At 64.5% G+C, this 23,392-nt stretch carries 23 protein-coding genes; 13 read left to right on the forward strand and 10 right to left on the reverse strand.

Features of this window, described 5'->3' with window-relative positions; genetic code table 11:
* The first annotated feature begins 135 nt into the window (after nt 1-135).
* The 8 genes from P7L68_RS18005 to P7L68_RS18040 all read left to right on the forward strand — a co-directional run bounded on the left by P7L68_RS18005 (nt 136) and on the right by P7L68_RS18040 (nt 9,190).
* Complete coding sequence (locus P7L68_RS18005) at nt 136-900, forward strand: enoyl-CoA hydratase/isomerase family protein (protein WP_372000424.1); 765 nt, start codon at nt 136-138, stop codon at nt 898-900.
* Nucleotides 893-1,663, forward strand: a complete 771-nt coding sequence (locus tag P7L68_RS18010; protein WP_372000426.1) for a creatininase family protein — start codon at nt 893-895, stop codon at nt 1,661-1,663. Before P7L68_RS18005 ends, P7L68_RS18010 begins: the two co-directional genes overlap by 8 nt.
* 143 nt (nt 1,664-1,806) lie before the next feature.
* Entirely contained in the window at nt 1,807-2,946 is a 1,140-nt protein-coding gene (locus P7L68_RS18015; RefSeq protein ID WP_372000427.1) for an LLM class flavin-dependent oxidoreductase, read from the forward strand.
* 28 nt (nt 2,947-2,974) lie between these two features.
* On the forward strand, nt 2,975-3,763 hold the full coding sequence (locus P7L68_RS18020; RefSeq protein ID WP_372000429.1) for an enoyl-CoA hydratase/isomerase family protein: 789 nt from the start codon (nt 2,975-2,977) through the stop codon (nt 3,761-3,763).
* Between the two features lie 112 nt (nt 3,764-3,875).
* Nucleotides 3,876-5,657 (forward strand): long-chain fatty acid--CoA ligase, encoded by a 1,782-nt coding sequence (locus P7L68_RS18025; protein WP_372000431.1) that lies wholly within the window; start codon nt 3,876-3,878, stop codon nt 5,655-5,657.
* A 63-nt stretch (nt 5,658-5,720) separates the two neighbouring features.
* The gene (gene ribB, locus P7L68_RS18030) at nt 5,721-6,851 is read left to right on the forward strand and encodes a 3,4-dihydroxy-2-butanone-4-phosphate synthase (protein ID WP_372006871.1); all 1,131 of its coding nucleotides are present in this window, start codon (nt 5,721-5,723) and stop codon (nt 6,849-6,851) included.
* 102 nt (nt 6,852-6,953) lie between these two features.
* Nucleotides 6,954-7,493, forward strand: a complete 540-nt coding sequence (locus tag P7L68_RS18035) for a flavin reductase family protein (protein WP_372000432.1) — start codon at nt 6,954-6,956, stop codon at nt 7,491-7,493.
* A gap of 347 nt (nt 7,494-7,840) precedes the next feature.
* Complete coding sequence (locus tag P7L68_RS18040; RefSeq protein WP_372000434.1) at nt 7,841-9,190, forward strand: spinster family MFS transporter; 1,350 nt, start codon at nt 7,841-7,843, stop codon at nt 9,188-9,190.
* Nucleotides 9,191-9,292: 102 nt separating this feature from the next.
* Here the strand turns inward: P7L68_RS18040 and P7L68_RS18045 are convergent, their stop codons facing one another.
* Nucleotides 9,293-10,126 (reverse strand): helix-turn-helix domain-containing protein, encoded by an 834-nt coding sequence (locus P7L68_RS18045; protein WP_372000436.1) that lies wholly within the window; start codon nt 10,124-10,126, stop codon nt 9,293-9,295.
* 301 nt (nt 10,127-10,427) lie between these two features.
* Between P7L68_RS18045 and P7L68_RS18050 the strand changes: the two genes are divergently transcribed.
* The 5 genes from P7L68_RS18050 (at nt 10,428) to P7L68_RS18070 (ending at nt 14,810) form a co-directional block, all read left to right on the forward strand.
* Complete coding sequence (locus P7L68_RS18050) at nt 10,428-10,925, forward strand: Lrp/AsnC family transcriptional regulator (protein ID WP_372000438.1); 498 nt, start codon at nt 10,428-10,430, stop codon at nt 10,923-10,925.
* 206 nt (nt 10,926-11,131) lie between these two features.
* The gene (gene dusA / locus P7L68_RS18055) at nt 11,132-12,124 is read left to right on the forward strand and encodes a tRNA dihydrouridine(20/20a) synthase DusA (protein ID WP_372000440.1); all 993 of its coding nucleotides are present in this window, start codon (nt 11,132-11,134) and stop codon (nt 12,122-12,124) included.
* Between the two features lie 103 nt (nt 12,125-12,227).
* Nucleotides 12,228-12,959: an AzlC family ABC transporter permease gene (locus tag P7L68_RS18060; protein WP_372000441.1), complete on the forward strand. Its 732-nt coding sequence runs from the start codon at nt 12,228-12,230 to the stop codon at nt 12,957-12,959.
* Nucleotides 12,956-13,330, forward strand: coding sequence for an AzlD domain-containing protein (locus tag P7L68_RS18065; RefSeq protein WP_372000443.1), 375 nt, complete (start codon nt 12,956-12,958; stop codon nt 13,328-13,330). Before P7L68_RS18060 ends, P7L68_RS18065 begins: the two co-directional genes overlap by 4 nt.
* A gap of 172 nt (nt 13,331-13,502) precedes the next feature.
* On the forward strand, nt 13,503-14,810 hold the full coding sequence (locus tag P7L68_RS18070; RefSeq protein ID WP_372000445.1) for a DUF1835 domain-containing protein: 1,308 nt from the start codon (nt 13,503-13,505) through the stop codon (nt 14,808-14,810).
* A gap of 86 nt (nt 14,811-14,896) precedes the next feature.
* Here P7L68_RS18070 and P7L68_RS18075 read toward each other — a convergent pair whose 3' ends face one another.
* The 9 genes from P7L68_RS18075 to P7L68_RS18115 all read right to left on the reverse strand — a co-directional run bounded on the left by P7L68_RS18075 (nt 14,897) and on the right by P7L68_RS18115 (nt 23,321).
* Nucleotides 14,897-16,012, reverse strand: a complete 1,116-nt coding sequence (locus P7L68_RS18075) for a branched-chain amino acid ABC transporter substrate-binding protein (RefSeq protein WP_372000447.1) — start codon at nt 16,010-16,012, stop codon at nt 14,897-14,899.
* 160 nt (nt 16,013-16,172) lie between these two features.
* The gene (locus P7L68_RS18080; protein WP_372000448.1) at nt 16,173-16,526 is read right to left on the reverse strand and encodes a DUF6867 family protein; all 354 of its coding nucleotides are present in this window, start codon (nt 16,524-16,526) and stop codon (nt 16,173-16,175) included.
* Between the two features lie 28 nt (nt 16,527-16,554).
* Nucleotides 16,555-17,265, reverse strand: coding sequence for an ABC transporter ATP-binding protein (locus P7L68_RS18085; protein ID WP_372000450.1), 711 nt, complete (start codon nt 17,263-17,265; stop codon nt 16,555-16,557).
* Nucleotides 17,265-18,152, reverse strand: coding sequence for an ABC transporter ATP-binding protein (locus P7L68_RS18090; RefSeq protein ID WP_372000452.1), 888 nt, complete (start codon nt 18,150-18,152; stop codon nt 17,265-17,267). The genes P7L68_RS18085 and P7L68_RS18090 overlap by 1 nt, the downstream gene beginning before the upstream one ends.
* 19 nt (nt 18,153-18,171) lie before the next feature.
* Nucleotides 18,172-19,497, reverse strand: coding sequence for a high-affinity branched-chain amino acid ABC transporter permease LivM (gene livM, locus P7L68_RS18095; protein WP_372000454.1), 1,326 nt, complete (start codon nt 19,495-19,497; stop codon nt 18,172-18,174).
* On the reverse strand, nt 19,497-20,411 hold the full coding sequence (locus tag P7L68_RS18100) for a branched-chain amino acid ABC transporter permease LivH (protein WP_372000456.1): 915 nt from the start codon (nt 20,409-20,411) through the stop codon (nt 19,497-19,499). The genes livM and P7L68_RS18100 overlap by 1 nt, the downstream gene beginning before the upstream one ends.
* A gap of 509 nt (nt 20,412-20,920) precedes the next feature.
* Nucleotides 20,921-21,175 (reverse strand): hypothetical protein, encoded by a 255-nt coding sequence (locus P7L68_RS18105; protein WP_372000458.1) that lies wholly within the window; start codon nt 21,173-21,175, stop codon nt 20,921-20,923.
* A 135-nt stretch (nt 21,176-21,310) separates the two neighbouring features.
* Complete coding sequence (gene hemA / locus P7L68_RS18110) at nt 21,311-22,537, reverse strand: 5-aminolevulinate synthase (protein ID WP_372000460.1); 1,227 nt, start codon at nt 22,535-22,537, stop codon at nt 21,311-21,313.
* A 340-nt stretch (nt 22,538-22,877) separates the two neighbouring features.
* Nucleotides 22,878-23,321: a cyclic nucleotide-binding domain-containing protein gene (locus P7L68_RS18115; RefSeq protein ID WP_372006872.1), complete on the reverse strand. Its 444-nt coding sequence runs from the start codon at nt 23,319-23,321 to the stop codon at nt 22,878-22,880.
* Between the last annotated feature and the right edge of the window lie 71 nt (nt 23,322-23,392).

Here is a 23,392-nt window from a genome sequence, read left to right on the forward strand (position 1 = left end):
ATGATACGTCTTCGGCAGAACCCATTTGGGCGCCCGCGCTAACGTCGCGTCAGCAGGCAGGTCCCGCATGCCGATGGTGAACAACCGCCGGGATGACGAGGCCGGGTTGAACATGCTGACGTGAAAGGATGCGACATGCTGAGGATCGATCGTGCATCCCCGGCGCTGGTCCGGATGACCATCGACAGGCCGCCCGCCAACGCGCTGACCCTTGACCTGATCCAGGCGCTGACGGATGCCCTTATCCGGTTCGGGGAAGAGGCCGAGGCGCCGGCCGTGATACTGACCGGTGCCGGCGAGCGCTTCTTCAGTGCCGGCGGCGATATTCGCGAGATCACGACGACGGCGGACACGGCGCTTCCAAGAATGCGCAGCTTCCACCGCCTGCTGACCGTGCTCGAAGGCTACCGGTGCCCGCTGCTGTGCGCCGTCAACGGCTATGCGGTGGGCGGCGCGCTGGAACTGGTGCTGTATGCCGATTACGTCGTGGCGAGCGAAGACGCCCGGTTCGGCTTCCCCGAAATCAATCACGGGCTGCTTCCGGCGGCGAAGGGCATGCGCCAGGCGATGAACCGCCTCGGCCGCCGGACTGCCGAGCGCCTTCTCTATTCCGGTGAACTTGTTTCGGCACAGGAGGCCCGGGCGATGGGTCTCGTCGACGAGGTTGTCGGCTTCCAGGACGTGCAGAACCGGACCCGTATCGTTGCCGAGGCCCTTCGCCTCAAGGACATGCACCTGTTCTCGGCAATCAAACGGACCTTCAACGATGCAACCGATATGACCGATGAAGAACTCGAAGCACGAACACTTAAGGATATGCAGGATTATCTGAGTCGTGAAGAGACGGCCGTAGCACGTGAACAGTTCCTCCAGCGCAAGGCGAGGCAGAAACATGATTGACGGCGATCATCTCCGGCTTGAGTTCATGACCTCTGCCGAGGTCGCTCTCGCCATTGCAAGCGGCATCCGGACCATCGTCATCCCCTGCGGCGCGGTGGAGCAGCATGGGCCACACCTGCCGCTCAGCGTCGATGCCGACCACGCGGAACATCTGGGCGTTCTGGTGGCGAAGGGTGTGGGAGGGGCGCTGCTTGCGCCGACCATACGGGTCGGCTGCTCGTCCCATCATCTCGCCTTTCCCGGCACGATCTCGCTGCGCGACGATACGTTCGAAATGATCTGCCGGGACTATTGCACCAGCCTGGCGCGGCACGGTTTCGAGCGTATCCTCATATTCTCCGCGCATGTGGGCAATTTTCCGCCACTTGCCGCCATGCTGCCGCGATTGCGGTCGGCCATGCCCGCCTCCTGCCATGTCTCTGCGTTCACCGATGCGAGGGCATGGCTGGAGACATGGCGCGATGCCGTCGCGGAAGCGGGCGGCGAGCCGGTCAAGGTCGGGGGCCATGCCGATATCGCTGAAACCTCGGTGATGCTCGACCTTCACCCAGAGCGGGTGCGTACCAGGAACTACGAGGCCGGGAGACTGGGTCTTCTCTCACAAGGCGATCTGGAGCTGATGTGGCGCGACGGGCTTTCTGCCGTCAGCGCCAACGGCATTCTTGGTGACCCCGACGGATCATCAGCGGCCATCGGCCGACACTGCATCGAGCGCATCGCCGCCCTCCTCGTCGCGGGCCTGTCTCACGGCGATCCGGCGTAACGGGGCAGCTCCCCCGCCTGCCGAACAATATTCCGAACACGCAGCCGGCATCACGGATCTTCGGCAGGTTCTGCCGCCGGCTTCGTGACAAGCTTCCAGTCATTGAAGGGGCATTCCAAACAAACCCGAGAGGGCATCCCAAAATGGCAGTCACGTTCGGCTTCTGGTCCGAGCAGGAAACTCTGGTTGGCCAGAGTTATTCGCGCCGGCTTCATGAGCTTGTCGAGGAAGCGGTCTTCGCCGAGAAGATGGGTTTCGACATCGTCAGCCTGTCCGAACAGCATGTCGCACTGGGCGGGATTTCCAGCTCTGCGCCCGAAGTCGTCTATGGCTACCTCGCGGCCGTCACATCCCGCATCAGGTTGCGGCCGGCGGTCTCGCTGATGCCCAAAAAGATCAACCACGCGCTGCGCACGGCAGAGCGTGCCGCCGTCACCGACATCCTGTCCAACGGGCGCCTGGAGCTGTATTGCGGCCGCGCGAACACCACGATCGCGATGCGGGCCTTCAATGTGGAGCCCGCTGAAACCCTTGCGCAGATGGAGGAAGGGATCGCGCTCATCCGCGAAGCCTTCAGCAAGGACATCTTCTCCTTCCAGGGCGAGCATTATCAGGTTCCGCCCCGCATGCTGGTCCCGAAGCCGCTTCAGAAGCCCTATCCGCTGATGGGCATCGCCGCGACCAGCGAGCGCAGTCACGTCTGGGCGGCCCGGCAGGGGCTCGCGGTCCTCAGCCACACGCTCTATCAGGGCTGGGAGGCACAGGCGAAGATGGTGGAAGCCTATCGGTCGAACTGGCGCCGGGATCCGAACGGCCCCCTCGACCGTCCGCGTCTCGGCATGCCGGTATTCCTTGGGATCGCCGAAACCGATCAGGCGGCGAAGGACATCTATGCCGAACCGCTGATGCAGTATGCCCGCATCTCGACCGATGCCTATCCGCGTCTCGCGAAGATCGCCGACGACTACGCCTATATGGGTGAAGGGCTGGAGGCCCTCCAGCGCGCAGCCACCGATTGGGATTATCTCCTGAACGAATCGGCCAGCCTGGTTTGTGGCAGTCCGGACACGGTCATCCGTCAGCTGGAACGGTTCATCGACGCCGGCGCCGAAGAGATTCTGTTCCACATCGACTCTGTTTCACATACCGAGATCATGAAGGCGATCGATCTGGTCGGGCGCCATGTCATTCCGCACTTCAACGACCGGAACAATGTGGTGCGTCCGACCGACGAGATACTTGAACAGATCCGCATGATGCGAAAGACGGGCACCTCCGCCTGATCCTTTTTCGACCGATCCGGAGAGTCTCATGACCGACAAGACCTATAAGGGCCTGCTCGTCGAAAAGCGCACGAGCGGCGTGGCGATCATCACCCTGAATCGCCCCCAAATTCTCAACGCCATCGACTGGCCGATGCACACAGCGCTCGAAGAGCTGTTCGTGGACCTCGACAACGACCCGACCGTCAAGGCCATCGTGCTCACCGGTGCGGGTCGGGGCTTCTGCTCCGGCGGCGATCAGAACGCGCTCGATGACGAGGTGGGAACGATTTCCGCCACCCGCTCCGGGCGTCATCTCATCCGCAACATGCTCGAACTGGAATCGCCGCTGATCGCCGCCGTCAACGGCGTTGCCGTGGGCCTCGGTGCCACGCTCGCCCTGTTCTGCGATGTCGTCTTCGCGGAACCCGGCGCCCGCTTCGCCGACACCCATGTGACGGCCGGCGTCGTTGCCGGAGACGGCGGCGCGGTGATCTGGCCGCTTCTTCTGGGGCCGGTCCGGGCCAAACACTATCTGATGACCGGCGACTTCATTTCGGCGGAGGAAGCAGCCGCGGCCGGCATGATCAACAAGGTCGTGCCGGAGGGAACCGTCGTTCAGCACGCAATCCGCTATGCGGAGATGCTGGCCTCCGGCCCCCGCGACGCTATCGTCTGGACCAAATATGCCGTCAACAAGCTGATCAAGGACCAGGTTCATCTGAACCTCGACACGGCGGCGGCGCTCGAAATGCTGACCTTCCACAGCCCTGAGCGCAGAGACGCCGTCGCTACGTTTCGCGAGAAGCGCAAGCGCTTCGCAGAAGGTGGCTACTGACATGGGCGGGCCACAATCATTTGCCACGGCGGCCCCCTCTGCCATTGCTCCTTCGCCGATGCCCCCCGAAGACGGGACGCTGCCGTCGCTGCTTCGTGACCGCCGCGACAGAATGGGCAAGGACGTCGCCTTCTTTCAGAAACGGGGCGGCTCGTGGCACGCCTCGACCTGGGATGACTATGCAAGACAGGTTGCCTGCCTGTCGCGCGCCCTCCTCGATCATGGCCTGCAGAAAGGGGACCACGTCGCCATCATCGGCGACGTCTCACAGGAATGGGTCATCGCCTTCATGGCGACGGCCTGTTGCGGGGGTGTGGCGGTCGGGATCTATTTCACCTCGTCGACAGAGGAGGTGGAATATTTCCTGGAAGATTCCGGCAGCAAATTCGTCTTCGTTGCCGGCGAAAAGGAACTCGACATCCTCCTGCGCAGCCGGCAGGCGGCGACGCTCAAAAAGATCGTGGTGTTCGATCCCACGGTCCCGTCCCTTGGCAACCTCGTGACGCTGTCGCAGTTCTCGGCGCCGGCTTCGGCCTGTGTCGCGCTGCTCGACGATCAGGCCGGCCTGGCACGTCCCGGCGACAATGCCTGCATCGTCTACACCTCAGGGACGACCGGCAATCCCAAGGGCGCGATCCTGACCCACCGGTCGCTGATCCAGGGGGCCGCGACCACCCGAAGCTATTGCCCGGCCCTTTACCGCGACCCCCAGCGGGTGGTCGTCCATCTCCCGCTCTCTCATGTCGTGGGGCTCGGACAGGGGATCGTCTTTCCCCTCATCAGCAAGGTGACGCCCTATTTCGGCGAGACCGGCGCCGATTTCGCGACGACCATTCAGGACGTGAAGCCGACCTATTGGATGGCGCCACCGCGCTTTTATCAACGCTATGCCGCCGAACTGGTCAGCAGGATCAACGCATCCTCGTCGGCACGGAAGACGTCCTATCACTTCGCGATGTCGATCGCACAGAAAGCCCTTGCGGATCGCCAGGCGGACGGCCCCGATGATCCGTTTCTCCAGGCGCTTTTCGCCACCTGTCGCGATCAGATTTTTCTGCCGCTTCTGGCGGAGATCGGGCTCGACCAGCTCACATCTCCCTATACCGCATCCGCACCCATGCCGCCGGACGTCATGAAGCTCTGGCAGACATGGGGTGTGAATCTCAAGGAAGCCTATGGGCAGACCGAACTGGTCGGAGCCAATGTCGCCCAGATGCGCGACTGGTCGACGCCCGGCACGATCGGCGTGCCGATCGCGGATCCTCGCTGGAAGACGCGGGTCGCCGGCGACGGCGAAATGCTGGTTGCGGGGCCCGGCCTGTTCATCGGCTATCTGAACAAGCCCGAGGATACGCTGGAGGCCCTCCGCGACGGTTGGCTTCACACGGGCGACGTCGTCGAACGCCGCCCGGATGGCCTGCTGGCGATCATCGATCGGAAAAAGGAAATCATCAACACCTCCGGCGGCAAGTCGATCAGCCCGGCACAGATCGAGAATGAATTGCGGCAAAGTCCGTACATCTCGGAGGCGGCGGTTTGCGGCGACGGGCGCAAATACCTCGTGGCATTGATCGAGGTCGACCACATCTCGACTGCCGACTGGGCCAAAAGCCGCAACGAAATCATCAACACATATTCGGATTTCTGTTCGTCGGAAGCTGTCATCCGCCTGATCGAGGGCGAAGTCGCCAAGGCGAACCAGAGACTGGCCCCTGTCGAACAGATCAAGTCGTTCCGGATCCTCCCCGAGGAACTGACCGCCGAGAATGGCGTGATGACGGCCACCAGGAAGAAGAAGCGGAAGGTCCTGAATGAACGCTACAAGGACCTCATCGATTCTCTCTATGACCATTCCGAAGACAGCCTGATCCGCAGCGCCCTCTCGAACACATGATGCAGTCGAATCGTGCCGCCGGTTCCGGCGTACACGGTAAGATCTGCTGATCGAAGGATTGTCATGACAATGCTGTCCTGCACCTCACGCCATCCGTTCCTGTCCTCGACGGCGGAGATCATCGACGAGGCGCGCAATGGCCGGATGTTCATCCTTGTCGACGACGAGGATCGGGAGAACGAGGGCGATCTCGTCATCCCGGCGCAGATGGCGACGCCCGAGGCGATCAACTTCATGGCGTCACATGGCAAGGGCCTCATCTGTCTCGCACTCAGCAAGCAACGGGTCGATCAGCTCGGCCTCAAATTGATGAGTGCGGAGAACGGTACCCGGCACGGAACGGCCTTTACCGTTTCAATCGAGGCGCGCGAGGGTGTTTCCACCGGCATCTCCGCAGCCGACCGGGCACGGACCGTGGCGGTGGCGATCGACACCGCCAGGGGCCCCGAGCATATCGTCTCACCGGGCCATATATTTCCGCTGGTTGCACGACCCGGCGGCGTGCTGGTCCGCGCGGGACATACCGAGGCGGCGGTGGACGTGGCGCGCCTGGCCGGCCTCAACCATTCCGGCGTGATCTGCGAGATCATGAAGGAAGACGGCACGATGGCCCGTCTTGACGATCTCATCGCCTTTGCCCGCCGTCACGGGCTCAAGATCGGCACGATCCGCGACCTGATCGCCTATCGTCGCCGCCATGATCATGATGTCGAGCGTGTCGTCACCACGAAATTCGACAGTCGATGGGGTGGTGAATGGACCGCCATCACCTTCCGCATCAAGGCGATCGATACCGAAGCGATCGCACTGGTGAAGGGCGTGATCGACGAGCGGCCGACCCTGGTGCGCATGCACGCGCTCGACATTCTGTCGGACGTCCTCGGCCAGACCGGCGACCGCAGCAAAATCGTTGCTCACGCCATGCAGGACATCGCAGCTGAAGGCAGAGGCGTCGTCGTGCTGTTCAGCCGCGATATGCCCCTCTCACAGCTTCTTCGGGTCAAGTCGGGTGAGCCGCTCGTCGACAAGGCGGAGCTACGCAACTATGGCGTTGGCGCCCAGGTGCTCGCGGAACTCGGCATCCACGACATGATCCTTCTCTCCAATTCGCAGCACACCCCGGTTGCACTCAGGGGGTATGGCCTGAACATCGTGGAGCACCGGAAGCTGCCGGTCGTCACCGCCGCCCTGTAGAGCCGGTTCACCCGACATCCGGCACTTATGCTGAACGACCATGTCCGCCGTCACAATCAAGGTCGACAGCATGTCATTCCATCGCCTTGTGGGAGGCTCAGCATGTCCGCGCACGAACATGCCGTTCTGAAACATGTGGAGACGGCAGCCTTCAGAACGATCCTCAGATCCGTTGCCGGGTCGGTCTCCATCGTGGCCTCAGGCCAGGGGCCCGACAGACGTGGTCTGACCGTTACCGCCGCCACCTCGCTATGCGTCGAGCCGCCGATGGTTCTTGCCTGCATCAACCGCAATGCCGAGGCGCATGACGTCATTCTCCGCACCGGCGCCTTTTCCTGGAACGTGCTCGCCGCCGATCAGGTCCGGCTGGCGGAACGCTTCGCCGCGATGGACGGCAGCAAGGGCGCATCGCGTTTCACCCCCGCCGACTGGCACGACCTGGCCACCGGTGCGCCGGTTCTTCTGCACTCGGTCTGCAGTTTCGATTGCAGGATAGAAGACACTCTCCAGGTCTCTACACATACCATCATCATGGGCGCGGTTGTCGCGCAGAGCCACAACCATGACAAACGCCCCCTGATCTATGCCGCGGGCAGATTCGGATCCCTGGAATATTTTGACCTCGCCGTCCCGGAGAAGTAACTCCTCTCCCGATCCTGCACCATGACTGTCCTCCAGACAGGCTTTCCGGGCATCTCGGATCCGGAGAGAGGGTGGCGCGTGCGGTGCTGATCCGTGCGCGCCGTCTCGCCCACCCTCATATCGCCCCCTCCTCCCTCATATCGCCCCCTCCCTCCCTTCCCTCCCCCCTTCGATGCTGCTTGTCCGACGCTCCCCGTCGATATGGACCAGCCCCTTGTCCTGCTCGCCCACGCGCCTCCCCTCCCCCGGGAGCGGAAACGTGAGCACTGCGTGCTGCCCGATACCGGGTTCCGACCGAAACCGACCCGGCACAACCGCGTATGCCCGGTCCTTTTGGAGACTGCAGTATGATCGAAGACGCAACCACAAAGGTGTCGGCGCCGCCGCTGACAGCCACCCCGACCCCCCATCGGCGTTATGCCCTGATGATGCTGTTCCTCATCTACATGCTGAATTTCGTCGATCGTCAGATCGTCAATATTCTGGCGGAACCGATCAAACGGGAATTGAACCTTGCGGACTGGCAGCTGGGGTCGTTGACCGGGCTTTCCTTCGCCCTTTTCTATGCGGCTTTGGCCCTTCCGATCGCGCGATGGGCAGAGCGTGCGAACCGGGCCAGGATCGTGGCACTCTCAGCGATCATCTGGAGCCTTTTCACAGCCCTCTGCGGCATCGCCCAGAACTTCGCCCAGCTGTTCCTCGCCCGGGTCGGCGTCGGCGTCGGCGAGGCCGGCTGCACCCCCGCCTCCCAGTCTCTGATCACCGACTACACGAGCAGAGAGAAGCGGGCCTCGGCGCTGGCCTTCTTTTCCATGGGCATTCCGGCGGGTTCGCTTGTCGGCATGATGGTCGGCGGCCTGATCGCGGATCAGCTCGGCTGGCGTGCCTCCTTCGCCCTGGTTGGCGTGCCCGGCATCATTCTGGGGCTTCTCGCGTTTTTTACCCTGCCTGAGCCGCGCAAATCCGCCTTCGCCGCAAAAGAGGTGCAGACCACGCCACCCCTCAGGGACGCGCTGCGCGAACTCGGCAGGAACCGCACCTATATCTGCCTGACGATCGCCATGGTCGCGATGAGTTTCGGGACCTACAGCAATCTCGGATTTCTGGGCTCCCATTACCTGCGCAACCACGCCGAGGGATTGGTCACCCTGGCCGCTGCGGTGAACGACCTCACCGGTCTTCAGCTGGGTGCCACCGGCTTTCTCGGCACGGCACTGGGGCTCATCATCGGCATCTTCGGCGCGGCAGGCACCTGGCTGGGTGGCTGGGTCACCGACCGCGCCGTACGCCGCAACCTGAATGCCTATGCCACCATTCCCGCCGTGGCGGCGCTCTGCCTGCCTTTTGCGCTGCTCGCAACCTATCTCACCTCGAACACATTGGCGGCGCTCTGCCTTCTGAGCCTGCCCATGATGCTGCAATCCATCTATTACGGCCCCATCTTCGCAACCGTCCAAAGCCTGGTCCGCCCGCGCAGCCGGGCAACGGCCACCGCCATCTTCCTGTTCTTCGCCAATCTGATCGGGCTCGGTCTCGGGCCGCTGTCGGTCGGCCTGGTCAGCGATTTTCTCGCGCCCTCGCTCGGCTCCGGTGATGCCATCCGCTGGGCCCTGATCAGCACCGCGGTCGTCTTTATCGTAGCCGCCATGGCCTTCCTGGCTGCGCGAAAGAGCATCCATCAGGACATCGTCAGCTGACGGGCTGATCGTCCCGCAGGGCTCGCGCCCGAAGCAGATCCCGATCAGGCGGCGTCGCCTGATCGGGCCCCCTTCGTGCCGGATGCCCGCGCCGACCCCGCGTCAATCCCCCACGACCTCCGTCCGGTCCCGCAGATATCGACGCGGAGGTTGTCCCATGTGCTTTCTGAACATGGCGGTGAAAGCACTTGGGGAATCATATCCCAGCTCCTGCGAGATCGCCTGGACCGTCGCCCCCATCGACAGCCGCTGAACGGCCATCACGATATGGAGTTGCTGGCGCCACCGGCCGAACGGCATCCCGGTATGTTTCAGGACCAGCCGGGCAAAACTCCGCTCGCTCATCGCAACCGCTGCCGCCCAGTCCTTCAGGGTCCTGCGATCGTCCGGCGCCTCCAGCAATTGTGTTGCGATGCGCTGTATCCGTGGGTGGCTCGACACCGGGAAATGCAGCGGCTCCGCCTTCATATGCGCCAGTTCGTCCAGAATGACCTGCACCAGACGGCTTGTGGGGCCTTCCAGGGGATAGAACGGCGGCTGGTTGGCCAGATGAAAGATCATCTCGCGCAGCATCGGGTTGATCGAAAATGTCGCACAGGCATTCGGAAGCGGTGAAACGCCTGTGGTGATGAACAGGCAATATGCCCGGCCGTTATCCGACATGGAGACGCTGTGGGGGATCTCTCCCGGAATCCAGACCGCGCCATTGGACGGAACGATACGCAGCCCGTCGAGCGTCCGGCACATGACCGAACCTTCTGCCGCCACCACCAGCTGGCCCTTCCGGTGCTGGTGGATCGGCAATTCATCGTCATCCACATTGCGGCGGATCAGGAACGAGGTCACCGGCCGGGTAAGCTCGTCAGGATCAAGCGCGGCAAAGCTGACACGCAGGCCCGTAAGATCCCATGGCCGCGACACCGCTTCACCGGTCATCGAGGCATCCGGCCGTTTCGCACCCTTCCGCACAATCTTCGGCAATATTGCGGCCCCTCACGCATTCTGACGCGAAACATACGCCCAATTTGACAGTTTCGCGACATAAAATGGCAATCCCATAGATCCTGCCAAGGGCCGGTGTCGGATACACTCTCCGATGTGCACAGCCGGAAGGCAGACGGAACGCATGCAGCCCGCAACGGGCCTGTCCCTCGGCATTTCCTGCCGTCGCGTCGGTTCTGAGCCAGGCCATCCGCTGTGCGAAGGGGAGTCGCCATGATGAACGGGAGTCACCATCATGAACACGCTGACGCTCGACAGGACGGACATCAAGATCCTCAACGAGTTGCAGAAGGACGCTAATCTGACGAATGTCGAGCTTGCCGGCCGGATCAACCTGTCTCCGTCGCCCTGCCTCACGCGCGTGAAGAAGCTGGAGCAGATGGGCATCATCGAGAGGAGGGTCACCCTTCTGAACCCCAAGGCGATGGGGCTCGAAATCAACGCCTATATCCAGGTCACACTCGACAAGCAGCCGCAGTCGGCGCTGGAGAATTTTCGGGACGCGGTCGAACGGATTCCGGAGGTGATGGAATGCAACTGGATGACCGGCGACTGCGACTTCCTCCTGCGTGTGATCCTGCGGAACGTCGAAGACCTCGAACACCTGATCACGAGCAAACTGTCGAAAATTGAGGGCGTCGCCACCATCCGGTCCAACCTGGTTCTCAAACAGATCACCTACAAAACCGCACTGCCCATCAGCACATCCCACACGATCATCGTCCGGCTCTGACACGGGGGCCCCCTGTCCGACCTCGTCGCCCGGGGGCGACGAGGGGCTTGCCGATCATGGCCATCCCCTCAATATGAAGGTCGGGCCCCCCACCCAAGGGGCTCAGAACCTTCAACTCCGCCATCGAAACCGGGCCGAAAACGTCGTAAAAGGGCGTGCCGTCATGTGCACGCCCCTCCTCAACAAGCCGAGGCCGCTGGAAACCCGTGAAAGATCAATGGCGTAAGATAGCCGTTGCCCCGATGATGGACTGGACCGACCGGCATGACCGCTATTTTCTGCGGCAGATCAGCCGGCGGGCGGTGCTGTTCACCGAGATGATCACCACCGGCGCCCTCATCTACGGCGATGCCGCCCGGCATCTGGCTTACGATCCGTCGGAGCATCCGGTCGTGGTTCAGCTCGGCGGCTCGGATCCTCAAGATCTGGCGACGGCGGCCCGCATCGCCGCCGAGGCCGGCTATGACGAGATCAACCTGAACTGCGGCTGCCCCAGCGACCGGGTTCAGTCCGGCCGCTTCGGCGCCTGCCTGATGGCGGAGCCCGAGCTGGTGGCCGAATGCATGGCCGCGATGAAGGCTGCGGTCGACGTGCCTGTGACGGTGAAATGCCGCATCGGCATCGACGATCAGGACGAGACCGAAACCCTGTTCCGCTTCGTCGAAACGGTGGCATCGGCCGGGGTCGGCGTCTTCTACGTCCATGCGCGAAAGGCGTGGCTCAAGGGGTTGAGTCCCAAGGAAAACAGGGAAATCCCGCCGCTGAACTACCCGCTGGTGCATGCGCTGAAGCGCGCCCGCCCGGACCTGGAGATCGTGCTCAATGGCGGCTTGACCATGCTCGATCAGGCCGAAGCGGAGATCCGCGGCGGGCTCGACGGCGTGATGCTGGGCCGCGCGGCCTATCACGACCCCTATATCCTGGCCGAGGTCGATGCCCGGCTCTACGGTGAGACGACCGAGATTCCCGACCGGTTCGAGATCGCCGAGCGCATGCTGCCCTATATCGAGACCGAGTGCAGCCGCGGCACCAATCTGATCGCGATCACCCGCCACATGCTGGGCCTTTTCCAGGGTCTGCCCGGCGCGCGTGCCTATCGCCGATATTTGAGCGAGAACCATGCCCGCAAAGGGGCGGGACCCGAGGTTCTGGTCGCCGCCCTCGACGAGATGCGCCGTCGCGGCCGCCATGCCGCCTGAAGCTTGCAGGTCACCCATGCAACCCTTGCGTTCTTTTCCGCGTGGCGCACTGCAGCATCGGCTGCCATGATGCCTCTGACGCGATCTGTCGAGGCCGGGTGGAATGAGTACAGTATCGACAGCCGAAACGACTCTATCCCCCTTTATGCAGGGCATGCGTGATGCCGTACCGGTGGCGATCACCTTCCTGTTCATCTTCACCGCCTATGGGGCCGTCGCCCGGCAGACCGGCCTCGACGCCGCAGAAACCGTGGCGGTCACCCTTGCGATCTTCGCCGCGCCGGCGCAATTTGTCATCCTGGAGCCACTGAAGCAGCACGCCTGGATCACGGTTGCCGGTATCGCTCTGGTGGTGAACTTCCGCTTCCTGCTGATGGGCGCAGCGCTGGTTCCGCATTACGGGTCCCTGCCGCATCGCCGGGTACTGCCGCCGCTGCTCTTCCTCTCGGCCAGCACCTTCGCTCTCGGCTACACCTGGGCCAATCAGCATGCCACCCGGTCGGCGGCTGAAAAGCTGCGTTATTATGTGGGGGTGGTCACGCTGTCGGTTCCGCTCGCCGCGGGCGGTTCCGTCGCCGGTTTCCTGGCCGATGACATTCTGCCGACCGAGCTTTCCGCCCTGCTGCTGCTGGTGATGCCGGTCTATTTCACCACGCTTCTCGCCAAGGCGGCCCGACGGCGGGCGCCCTTCATTGCCGGCCTCATCGGCTTCGTGCTGGTCGACCCTGCGGATCAGCTGGTCCCCGGCTTCGGCCTGATGATCGTGGCGGTCACCACCGGACTGGTCATCGTTCTGGTCGAGGAAGTCGGCACCCGCCGCGGGAGGGCTGCATGACCGCTCTGCTCGACTCGTTGATGACCGATTGGCGGGTCTGGCTGGCCATCGGGCTCGCCGGCGTGATCAGCCATGCGCTCCGGCTGCTGCCTTTCGTCGTGCTGAAGGCACCCGACAACGCCGCCGCCAGCCCTCTGTTTCGCTTTTTCGACTATGCCGCCTTCGCCGTGCTGGGCGGGATCATCGGCAGCGCCCTGCTGGCGCCCCAGGCCGGACGACCGCTGATGGGCTATGTCCATCCGGGCACGCTGGTCTCGGTGGTGGTCGTGGTTGAATGCTTTCTGATCGCGCTGCGCCTGGATCGCCCTCTGCTGATCGTGCCGATCGGGCTTGCCAGCCACGCCCTCCTCACGGCCCTGCTGGTCGGCTGACGCTTGTCTCACGCCCGCGACCTGACCTATGCTTCTGGCATGGGGTCCGGTCGGCCCCGCCCGTCCGCGGAAAGGGCTGCGCCCGCGACCGACGAGAGGCTTGGCCGATCAGTCCATCGCCCTTTCCCTCGTCCGCCGGCGGACACGGACGGTACCGGAAAGGGTTTCCGTGATGACCGACCGGCGTTTTGCGCCCGCAGCGCGGCCCGAACCATTCCTTCTCGATCTCGATCAGCAGCGCCGCCGGGCACGTGACCTGCTCCGTGCCGTTCGGGCAGGCGAGCCCGCGGCACGGGCCCGGCTGCACCGCCACTGGCATCGCACAGACCGGCCGGCCGTGCTGGCCGATGCGCTTCATGTGATCGCCCGCGAGCTGGGCCTTGCCTCATGGTCGACGCTCAAGACCCATGTCGCGGCGCTCGATGCGGCCGAAGCCGCCATCGCCCGGGCATATCCGGTGGCGGACGAAGAGCCCGGAACCGTCCATCTGCGCTGCGGCAGTGACATCCGGGACGGTCTGCACCTCGCCGGCTTCCGGGGGGATTTCCTTGAAGTCTCTGACCCGATCTGCCATGGCCCCGTGCCCGAGGGCGACGACCTGATCAGGGTCCGCGCCCGCTTCATCGCCGGCAGCTATCAAAGCCTGCCCGGACTGACGGTGGCGGCGGTCACCGAAAAACTCACCCGGGAAGCGGCCGGGCTCGCCGCAGCCGCAACCGGCACCGGCCCGGTGGTCATCTGGATGGAACATGACCCCTATGACCAGCTGATCCTGGCACGCTGTCTTGCCGCCTTTGCCGCGGCCGGCCGTATGGACCGGCTGCAGCTGATCCTCCGCGACGGCTTTCCCGGCCGGGCACGCTTCATTGGCCTGGGCCAGCTGCCGCCGCCGGCATTACGCCTGCTCTGGGCCGATCGGCGACCGGTCACCCCGGCGATGCTCGGCCTTGGTCAGGCCGTCTGGGCGGCGCTGCGCCGGCCCGATCCGCGCGATCTGGCGGCGATTGCAGCCGGCGGCACGCCCGCTTTGCCCCAGATGGCTCCGGCGCTGCGCCGCTATCTGGCCGAACTGCCGGGCCTCGCCGACGGGCTGTCCCTGACCGAACGCCTGACGCTGGAAATGATCGCAGAAACCCCGGCCGCCCCGCCGACAGCCGGCCGGCTGTTCGGCCGGCTGATGCGCGAAACCGATCCCCTGCCGTGGCTGGGCGATGCCATGTATCTCGCAATCCTGCACCAGCTGGCGCAGGCCCGTGATCCGGCGATCCGCCTTGTCGGGGCTGCGGATGGCGATCCCTATCGGGCGATCGTCGCGCTCACCGACGCCGGACACGCAGTGCTCGCAGGTCGACGTGATGCTCTCAGCCTCGCGCCGCCGACGCGCCAGATCGGTGGCGTGCAGATCGACCCGGCCGCCCGCCACTGGCGCTGGGACCGCGATGCCGAGTGGATCGTCGAAACCGGCCCCGCCATCGGCTGACGGCATGATGCCGAAAAGGAAAACGGCCCCGCGCATCACGCGCGGGGCCGCCGGATATCACTGATCGCTGCCGATCAATGAGCGGATCAATAATAGGCGTACTTGCCGTTGCTCCACTTATAGACCACGTAGCCGGGCGCAGCCACGTCGCCCTTGGCATCGAAGCTGATATTGCCGAGCACGGTGTCGAACTTCATCGAGTGCAGGTTCTTGTTCACCGCCTCGAAATCCACCGACTTCGCGGCAGTGGCCGCCTGGGCCCAGGCCTGAACCGCACCATAGGTGTAGAGGGTGTAGCCTTCAGGATCGAAGCCCGATTCCTTAAACTTCGCCACCACCGGCGCCGCCGCCTGGTTCAGCTGCGGATCCGGGCTGAAGGTCATCAGCGCGCCCTCACCGGCGGGGCCGGTGATCGACCACCATTCCTCGGTGACCATGGCATCGCCCGACATCAGCACCGCATTCAGGCCGGCTTCCTTGGCCTGGCGCTGGATCAGTGCCGATTCGGTGTGATAGCCACCGACATAGATCAGCTCGATGCCCTCGTTCTTCATCTTGGTGACGAGGGCCGAATAGTCCTTTTCGCCGGCGGTGTAGGCCTCATACATGGCCTCCTGGACGCCGAGCTTGTTCAGGTTCTTCTTGGTCTCGTCCGCCAGACCCTGACCATAGGTGGTCTTGTCGTGAAGGATGGCGACCTTCTTGCCCTTGAAGTGCTCGTTGATGAAGGCGGCAGCCACCTCACCCTGCTGATCGTCGCGACCGCAGGTGCGGAACACGCCGGCCAGGCCGCGCTCGGTCAGCTGCGGATTGGTCGAACCCGGCGAGATCTGGACGATGCCCTCGTCGTTATAGATGTCCGACGCCGGGATCGACGAGGACGAGCACCAGTGGCCGGCGACGAAGACCACGCCATCCGACACCAGCTTGTTCGCCAGCGACACCGCCTGCTTCGGGTCGCAGGCATCATCGCCCACCACCAGCCGCAGCTGCTCGCCGTTCACGCCACCGGCAGCGTTGATGTCCTTCACCGCCATTTCGGCGCCGTTGCGCATCTGGGTGCCGATGACGGCGTACTGGCCGGTCATCGGGCCCGCAACCGAGATAACGATCTCGGCCTGCGCCGCACCGGCCAGCGCCAGCGTCGCCACGGCGCCGAGGAGCGCCCCCTTGAGACCGCGATTGATCGAAGTCCTGGTCATGGTCTGGTCGTCTCCCTGTTGACCCGTGCCGACAGGCGATCACGCCCGCTCCCCCGGCACGGAAACCCGTCTCAACCTTCAGGCCCGTGGATTTCAGGCCCGTGGTTTCAGGCCTGTGGTTTCAGGCCCCTTGTTCAGGCCCTGGGGGCGCCTGCCTGTCTCAGCCGGCCACCCCACCTTTCTCACGCCAGCCGAAAATCCCGGCGCGCTCATAGGCCCATGGATACTGCTTCACCATCATCATCGCGCGATACGCACGATAAACGATCATCGCGATCGCGACGAGCACCACCGCATCCACCACATAGCCGGTGAAGGATAGCAGCTCGCCATCATAGAGCGCGTATTTCAGGAATCGCGATGCCGCCGCCAGCAGCATGCCATAGGGCACGGCATGCCAGACCGGCCGCCAGGTCATGGCCAGCGCACGGCCGGTCATGTAGGCACAAAAGCCCATCAGCACCAGCGTCACGCCGATGAAGACCGGCAGGCTGCTTCCGATCACGGCTTCCATGACGCATTCCCCCCGTCGATACCGCGCATCAATGCCCGCCCTCCAGATAGGCCCGCCGCACCTCCGGATCGGCCAGCAATGCCTGGCCGGTGCCAGAGGTGACGATCTGGCCGGTGGCCATCACATAGCCGCGATGGGCCAGCTTCAGCGCGTGAAAGGCGTTCTGCTCCACCAGGAAGATGGTGATCTTCTCGGCCGTGTTGATCTCGCGGATGATCGAAAAGATCTGCTTCACCACCAGCGGCGCCAGCCCCAGCGAGGGCTCGTCGAGCAGCAGCAGCCGCGGCCGGCTCATCAGCGCGCGGCCGATCGCCAGCATCTGCTGTTCACCGCCCGACAGCGTGCCGCCGCGCTGATTGCGCCGCTCCTTCAGCCGCGGAAACAGGTCGAAGACGCGCTCCAGATCCTGCGCGAAATATTTGGGATCGGTGGTCACCGCACCCAGCTGCAGGTTCTCGATCACCGACATGCGCGGGAAGACCCGCCGGCCCTCGGGCGACTGGGCAATGCCCATACGCACGATCTGATGGGTGTCGAGCCCGGTGATGTCCTGGCCGTCGAAGACGATCCGGCCGGTGCGTGCCCGCGGATTGCCGCAGATGCTCATCAGCAGCGTCGACTTGCCGGCACCGTTGGCGCCGATCAGTGACACGATCTCCCCCTCGGCCACCGACATCGACACGCCCTTCAGCGCCTGGATGTTGCCGTAGAAGGTTTCCAGCCCCGAAATCTCCAGCATCACTGCGCCTCCGGGCTGATGCCGAGATCGGCTGCGACCTCGGGCGGCAGTTCGTCATCCTCTTCTTCGCCCAGATAGGCGCGGATGACGGCGGGGTCGTTACGTACCGCTTCGGGCAGGCCATCGGAGATCTTGCGGCCGTAATCCAGCACCACGACGTGATCGGAAATGGTCATCACCACGCTCATGTCGTGTTCGATCAGCAGCAGCCCCACCCCGTCACGATCGCGGATCGACAGCAGCAGATCGTTCAGTTCCAGCGATTCGCGCGGGTTCAGACCCGCCGCCGGCTCGTCCAGGCACAGCACGGCCGGGCGGGTGCACATAGCCCGGGCAATCTCCAGCCGGCGCTGATGGCCATAGGGCAGTTCGCTCGCCAGCCGGTCGGCATGGTCCATCAACTCCACCCGCCGCAGCCAGTCGACCGCCAGTTCAAGGGCTTCGGTCTCCACCTTGCGATAGGAAGGCAGGCCGAACAGGCCGGCGATGGAAAAGGCCGAAGCCTGCATCAGCAGGTTGTGCTGTGCCACCAGCAGGTTTTCGAGGACCGACAGGCTCGGGAACAGCCGGATGTTCTGAAAGGTGCGTGCCACGCCGGCCCGGGCGATGCGGAAGCCGTCCATCCGCTCCAGCTTGCGGGCGCCCTGGGCGGTGTGCAGGGTCAGGGCGCCTGCGGTCGGCCGGTAGAAACCGGTCAGACAGTTGAACACGGTGGTCTTGCCCGCGCCGTTCGGGCCGATGATCGCGGTGATCTCGCCCTTGGCGGCGGTGAAGCTCAGATCGTTCACGGCGGTGAGCCCGCCGAAACGCATGGTCAGGTGCTCGACTTCGAGCAGCGGTGCCGGGGCGGTGGTCGCACGGGGCGCCGCGGTTGCGGTCGTCGTCATCCGATGGATCCTCCCCGCCTCATCCGTCGCGTCCATCGAGGCCCAGCCTGGACCTCAATCGCGAGAGCTGCATGGTCGGCTCGCGGAAGGCGAGCAGGCCGCGCGGCCGCCAGATCATGATCAGCACCATGGCAAGGCCGAAGAACAGCATGCGGAACTGCTGCAGATCACGGGCGAGTTCCGGCAGCAGGATCAGCAGGATCGCGGCCAGAACCACGCCGACCTGACTGCCCATGCCGCCCAGCACCACGATCGCCAGGATCACGGCACTTTCGGTGAAGACAAAGCTCTCGGGGCTGATGAAGCCCTGACGGGTGGCGAAGAAGGCACCGGCGAAGCCGCCGAATGTGGCACCCAGCGCAAAGGCCGAGAGCTTCACATTGGTGGGATTGATGCCCAGCGACCGGCAGGCGATCTCATCCTCGCGCAGGGCCTCCCAGGCACGGCCGATCGGCAGCTTGCGCATGCGCAGCACCACCAGATTGGTGATCAGCGCCAGCGCCAGGATCAGATAATAGAGGAAGATGACCCGGTGTTCGGAGGAATAGGAGAATCCGAACAGCTCGTGGAAAGCAATCTCGCCCTCGCCCGCATTGCGGGTGAACTCGAAGCCGAAGAAGCTCGGCCGCGGAATGCTGGCGATGCCGTTGGGGCCGCCGGTGAACCAGCTCCAGTTCAACAGCACCACGCGGATGATCTCGCCGAAACCCAGCGTCACGATCGCCAGATAATCGCCGCGCAGGCGCAGCACCGGATAGCCGAGCGCGATGCCGAACGAGGCGGCGAAGAGGCCGGCCAGCGGCAGACAGGCCCAGAAGGACCAGCCGAAATAGGCATTCAGCAGGGCATAGGAATAGGCGCCCACGGCATAGAAGGCGACATAGCCGAGGTCGAGCAGGCCGGCCAGGCCGACGACGATGTTGAGCCCCCAGCCCAGCATCACATAGATCAGCACCAGGGTGGCGAGGTCGACCGAGGTGCGGTCCATGAACGGCATCAGCGGCAGGATGATGGCCACGACGATACCGCCCCAGCCGATGCCCTTCAGATATTTCGCCACCCCCTGGCCGGCATGGGTGCCCGCCCGGGCGCCGCCATGGGCCGGGCCGCGGAGCCGGGCCCAGCTGGTGATGGCCAGCCGGCCGAAGAACACGGCGACGACCGCGATGATCAGCCAGTCCCAGCGTGGTTCGACCACCACGACCGGGCCTTCGGCGACGGTCTTAAGGCCCAGCATCGGCAGGGCCAGGATAAAGGCGACGAAGGCGGCAAGGCCTGCATCCTTGATCGCCGCGCCGAAGGGGTTGGGCCGGCCGGCGGCAGGAGTTCCGGTGGTGGTCGCCATCAGACCTTCTCCACCTCAGGCTGGCCGAGCAGGCCGGTGGGCCGGAAGATCAGCACCGCGACCAGGATCGAGAAGGCCGCCACGTCCTTGTATTCGGCCGAGAAATACCCCGACCAGAAGGCCTCGATCAGCCCCAGCAGCAGCCCGCCGAGCATGGCGCCGGGCAGCGAGCCGATACCGCCCAGCACGGCCGCGGTGAAGGCCTTGAGCCCGGCCAGGAAACCGATGAAGAAGTCGATCACCCCGTAATAGAGCGTGACCATCAGCCCGGCCACGGCGGCGAGCGCGGCACCCATCACGAAAGTCAGCGCCACTGTCCGGTTGACGTCGATGCCGAGCAGCGAGGCCATCTTCATGTCCTGCTCGCAGGCACGCTGGGCGCGGCCAAGCGGGGTCTGCTTGATCACCAGGGTGAAGGCGGTCATCGCCGCAACCGTGGTCAGCACGATCAGGATCTGGATGTACGAGATGGTGACGGCATTATCGCCGAAGCCATGCAGGCTGATCCCGCCCGAGATCACCGGCTGCAGCGCCTTGGTCCGCGCGCCCTGCACGATCTGGACATAGTTCTGCAGGAAGATGGACATGCCGATGGCCGAGATCAGCGGCGCCAGACGGAAGGATCCGCGCAACGGCCGATAGGCCACGCGCTCGATCGTCCAGCCATAGGCGGCAGTGAAGGCCATCGCGATCAACAGCACCATCAGCAGGGCCAGCGGCACGTAAGTGACGCCGGCCATGCCGAGCACCGAGAAGGCGATCAGCGAAATGAAGGCACCGATCATGTAGACCTCGCCATGGGCGAAGTTGATCATGCCGATGATGCCGTACACCATCGTGTAGCCGATGGCGATCAGGCCGTAGATGCCGCCGAGCGTGAGCCCGTTGACCAACTGCTGAAGAAAATAGTCCATGACCCCCCGATACGGTCTTGGTCACGGCCGGCACGACGTGCAGCCCCTGACGTCGCCATCCCGTCTGCCCGGCAGATCCCAACCGTCAGGCCACACGCCCCTCGACCGGCATTCCCTCTCCCCCGAGAGAATGGCCTTGTGCTTCGGGCAGAGCCTTGCCTGCCGCACCGGTCATGAACATGGTCCGGACGGATGACGTCTTCCCCCTGGTCATCCGCGATCGCCCGTCAATACCCTGCAATCGTCTTGCAGCCCCCGGTGTCGAGGCTTCTCTGCGACCCCCCGGTCGCGGCCTCGATCCCCTGTCATCGATCTGTCCAAAAGAGTAGCCACTGGCCGCGGGGCGCGGCAAGCCCCGAATGCCGCCTTGCCGAAGATTTGCCCGGGCGGCACTATCGCGTTGCGTTCCTTCCGGGAATTTCCCGACGCACATGCAACTTCGAACATCTTCTACCAGCCCGTCCACTGTGGGTGGACGAGCGGTCGGAGCGGCCGGCCGAACTCTGTCGTCAGGCGATGATCGAACGGCCGCCGGGGCGGGGCGAGGCGGCCGGTGCCCGATCCTGCCCGGGCCGTGCGGCCTGGCTGCGCCGCTTGCGAACATAGGCGAGCTTGTCGCGTGCCAGCCGGACCAGTGCCGCTTCGGGCGTGCCGTGGGGTGCCATGAACGCCACTTCCTCGCCCGTCGCCGCATCCACGGCTGCAACCCGCAGGAAACCTGCGGTGGCCGTTATCTCCAGCAGGATGTCGGCATCGGCGGCCATGGGCGGATCCTTCAGCGGATGATCCGGATAATCTGGCCATGTCCGGTCCGCGGCACAAGGGGACCGACACACGAACGGCGCCGGAAGAAGCCTTCCGGCGCCGTCGGGTCGAATATGCGTGGAGGATGACGCGCGTCAGGCGACCGCAGCCCCCTGTCGGCGATCGAGGCCGAGTTCGGCCCAGACCGACAGCAGCGCCTCGACCAGATGATCCATCATCGCGTCGTCATGGAAGGGGCTGGGCGTAAAGCGCAGCCGCTCGGTGCCGCGCGGCACGGTCGGGTAGTTGATCGGCTGGACATAGATGCCGTGCTCGTCGAGCAGCAGATCGCTCGCCTTCTTGCAGGCGACCGGATCGCCCACCATCACCGGCACGATATGGCTGACCGACGGCATCACCGGCAGGCCCGCTTCGGCGAGCAGCCGCTTCAGTCGGGCGGCGCGCTCCTGATGGCGCTCGCGCTCGACCGTGCTTTCCTTCAGGTGCCGCACGCTCGCCAGCGCACCACCGGCGATCGCCGGCGGCAGCGAGGTCGAGAAGATGAAGCCCGGCGCATTGCTGCGGATGAAATCGACGGTCGCAGCCGAGGCGGCGACATAGCCGCCGACGATGCCGAATGCCTTCGCGAGGGTGCCCTGGATCAGGTCGATCCGCCCCATCAGATCCCGCGCCTCGGCGACACCACCGCCGCGCGGGCCGTAGAGACCGACCGCATGGACCTCGTCGATATAGGAGAAGGCGCCATGGCGCTCGCAGACATCCAGGATTTCCGCGATCGGCGCAATATCGCCATCCATCGAATAAACTGATTCGAAGGCCACGATCTTGGGCGCCGCCGGATCGACCGAGGCGAGCTTCGCCTCAAGATCGGCCGGGTCGTTGTGCCGGAAGATGTGCCGCGCCGCCCCCGAATGCCGGATGCCGGCGATCATCGAGGCATGGTTGAGCGCGTCGGAGAACAGATGGCACCCCGGCAGGCCGCGGGCGAGCGTCGAGAGCGCCGCCTCGTTCGCGTTGTAGCCCGAGGTGAACAGCAGAGCGGCTTCCTTGCCGTGCAGATCGGCAAGCTCTGCCTCCAGCAGCACGTGCAGGTGATTGGTGCCAGAGATGTTGCGGGTACCGCCGGCGCCGGCGCCCATGTTCCGCACGGCATCCTGCATGGCTGCAAGCACCTTGGGGTGCTGGCCCATGCCCAGATAGTCATTGCTGCACCAGACGACGATGTCGCGGGTCCCCTGGGGACCATGATGGGTGGCGCGCGGGAAGGCGCCGGCATGGCGTTCGAGATCGGCGAAGACACGGTAGCGGCCTTCGCGCTTCAGATCAGAGAGCGCGGCCTCGAAAAACGCCTGATAGTCCATCACTAACCTCACAACACGTCGTGACGCGGTCCGCCCGGCGGTTCGTCCGTCGGGCTCGAGACCCACGTGCCGGGAAGGCTTTTCCCGCAGGACCGGTTCCGGTCAGGAAACCGGTCGGAACGGGGCGCCTCCTCTTGGCTCGGACACGTCACGCACCCGAACCGGCGTATCGGCCAGAGACCGGTAAATCGGCCCGAGACCGGCGTCGCCCGAGGCGTGACATGTTGATGCCACAAAGATAGGCCGCCGGCCTACGCGACACAACGCCGCGTCACGGGCCGGGCGTGGAAAATGTCGTGGGAGGCCGCGCGAAGAGTGTCGTGGGAAGCCGCGCGAAGGATCAGGCGTCAGCCGGCTCTGCCGCTGCCGATCCGCTCTCCTCGCCTGCAACGGCGAGGCGATAGCGCTCCGTCGTGCGGTCGACGCGCCGGGCCAGCTCGCGCATGATCTCCACCGCCATCTGCGGGACCTGCGCGATCAGCTGGAAAAACAGTTCCTTGGAGATCCGGAGCGCTGTGACGGGGGTGGCCGCCACCACCGTCGCGGTTCTGGGCACGTCGCACAGGATGGCGATTTCGCCGACCACGTCGTTGCGGCCCAGATCGGCCACTTTCAAGGGGCCGCGGGGTGTTGCGACCTGAACCTCGGCCGTACCCTCGACGATGATGAACACCGCATCGCCGACATCACCTTCCGAAAACACCCGGTCGCCCGGATCGAAGGTCAGCCGTTCGCTGGTAAAGGCAACGAGCTTGAGCTTCGCCGGTTCGATGTTGGCGAACATCGGCACATTGCGCAGCACCTCGACATCACGGATCAGGCTCACCGTCGCCTCCTGCACCTTGGCCGCCGGGT

The sequence above is a fragment of the Tistrella mobilis genome, from assembly GCF_041468085.1.
Taxonomy (GTDB): Bacteria; Pseudomonadota; Alphaproteobacteria; order Tistrellales; family Tistrellaceae; genus Tistrella; species Tistrella mobilis_A.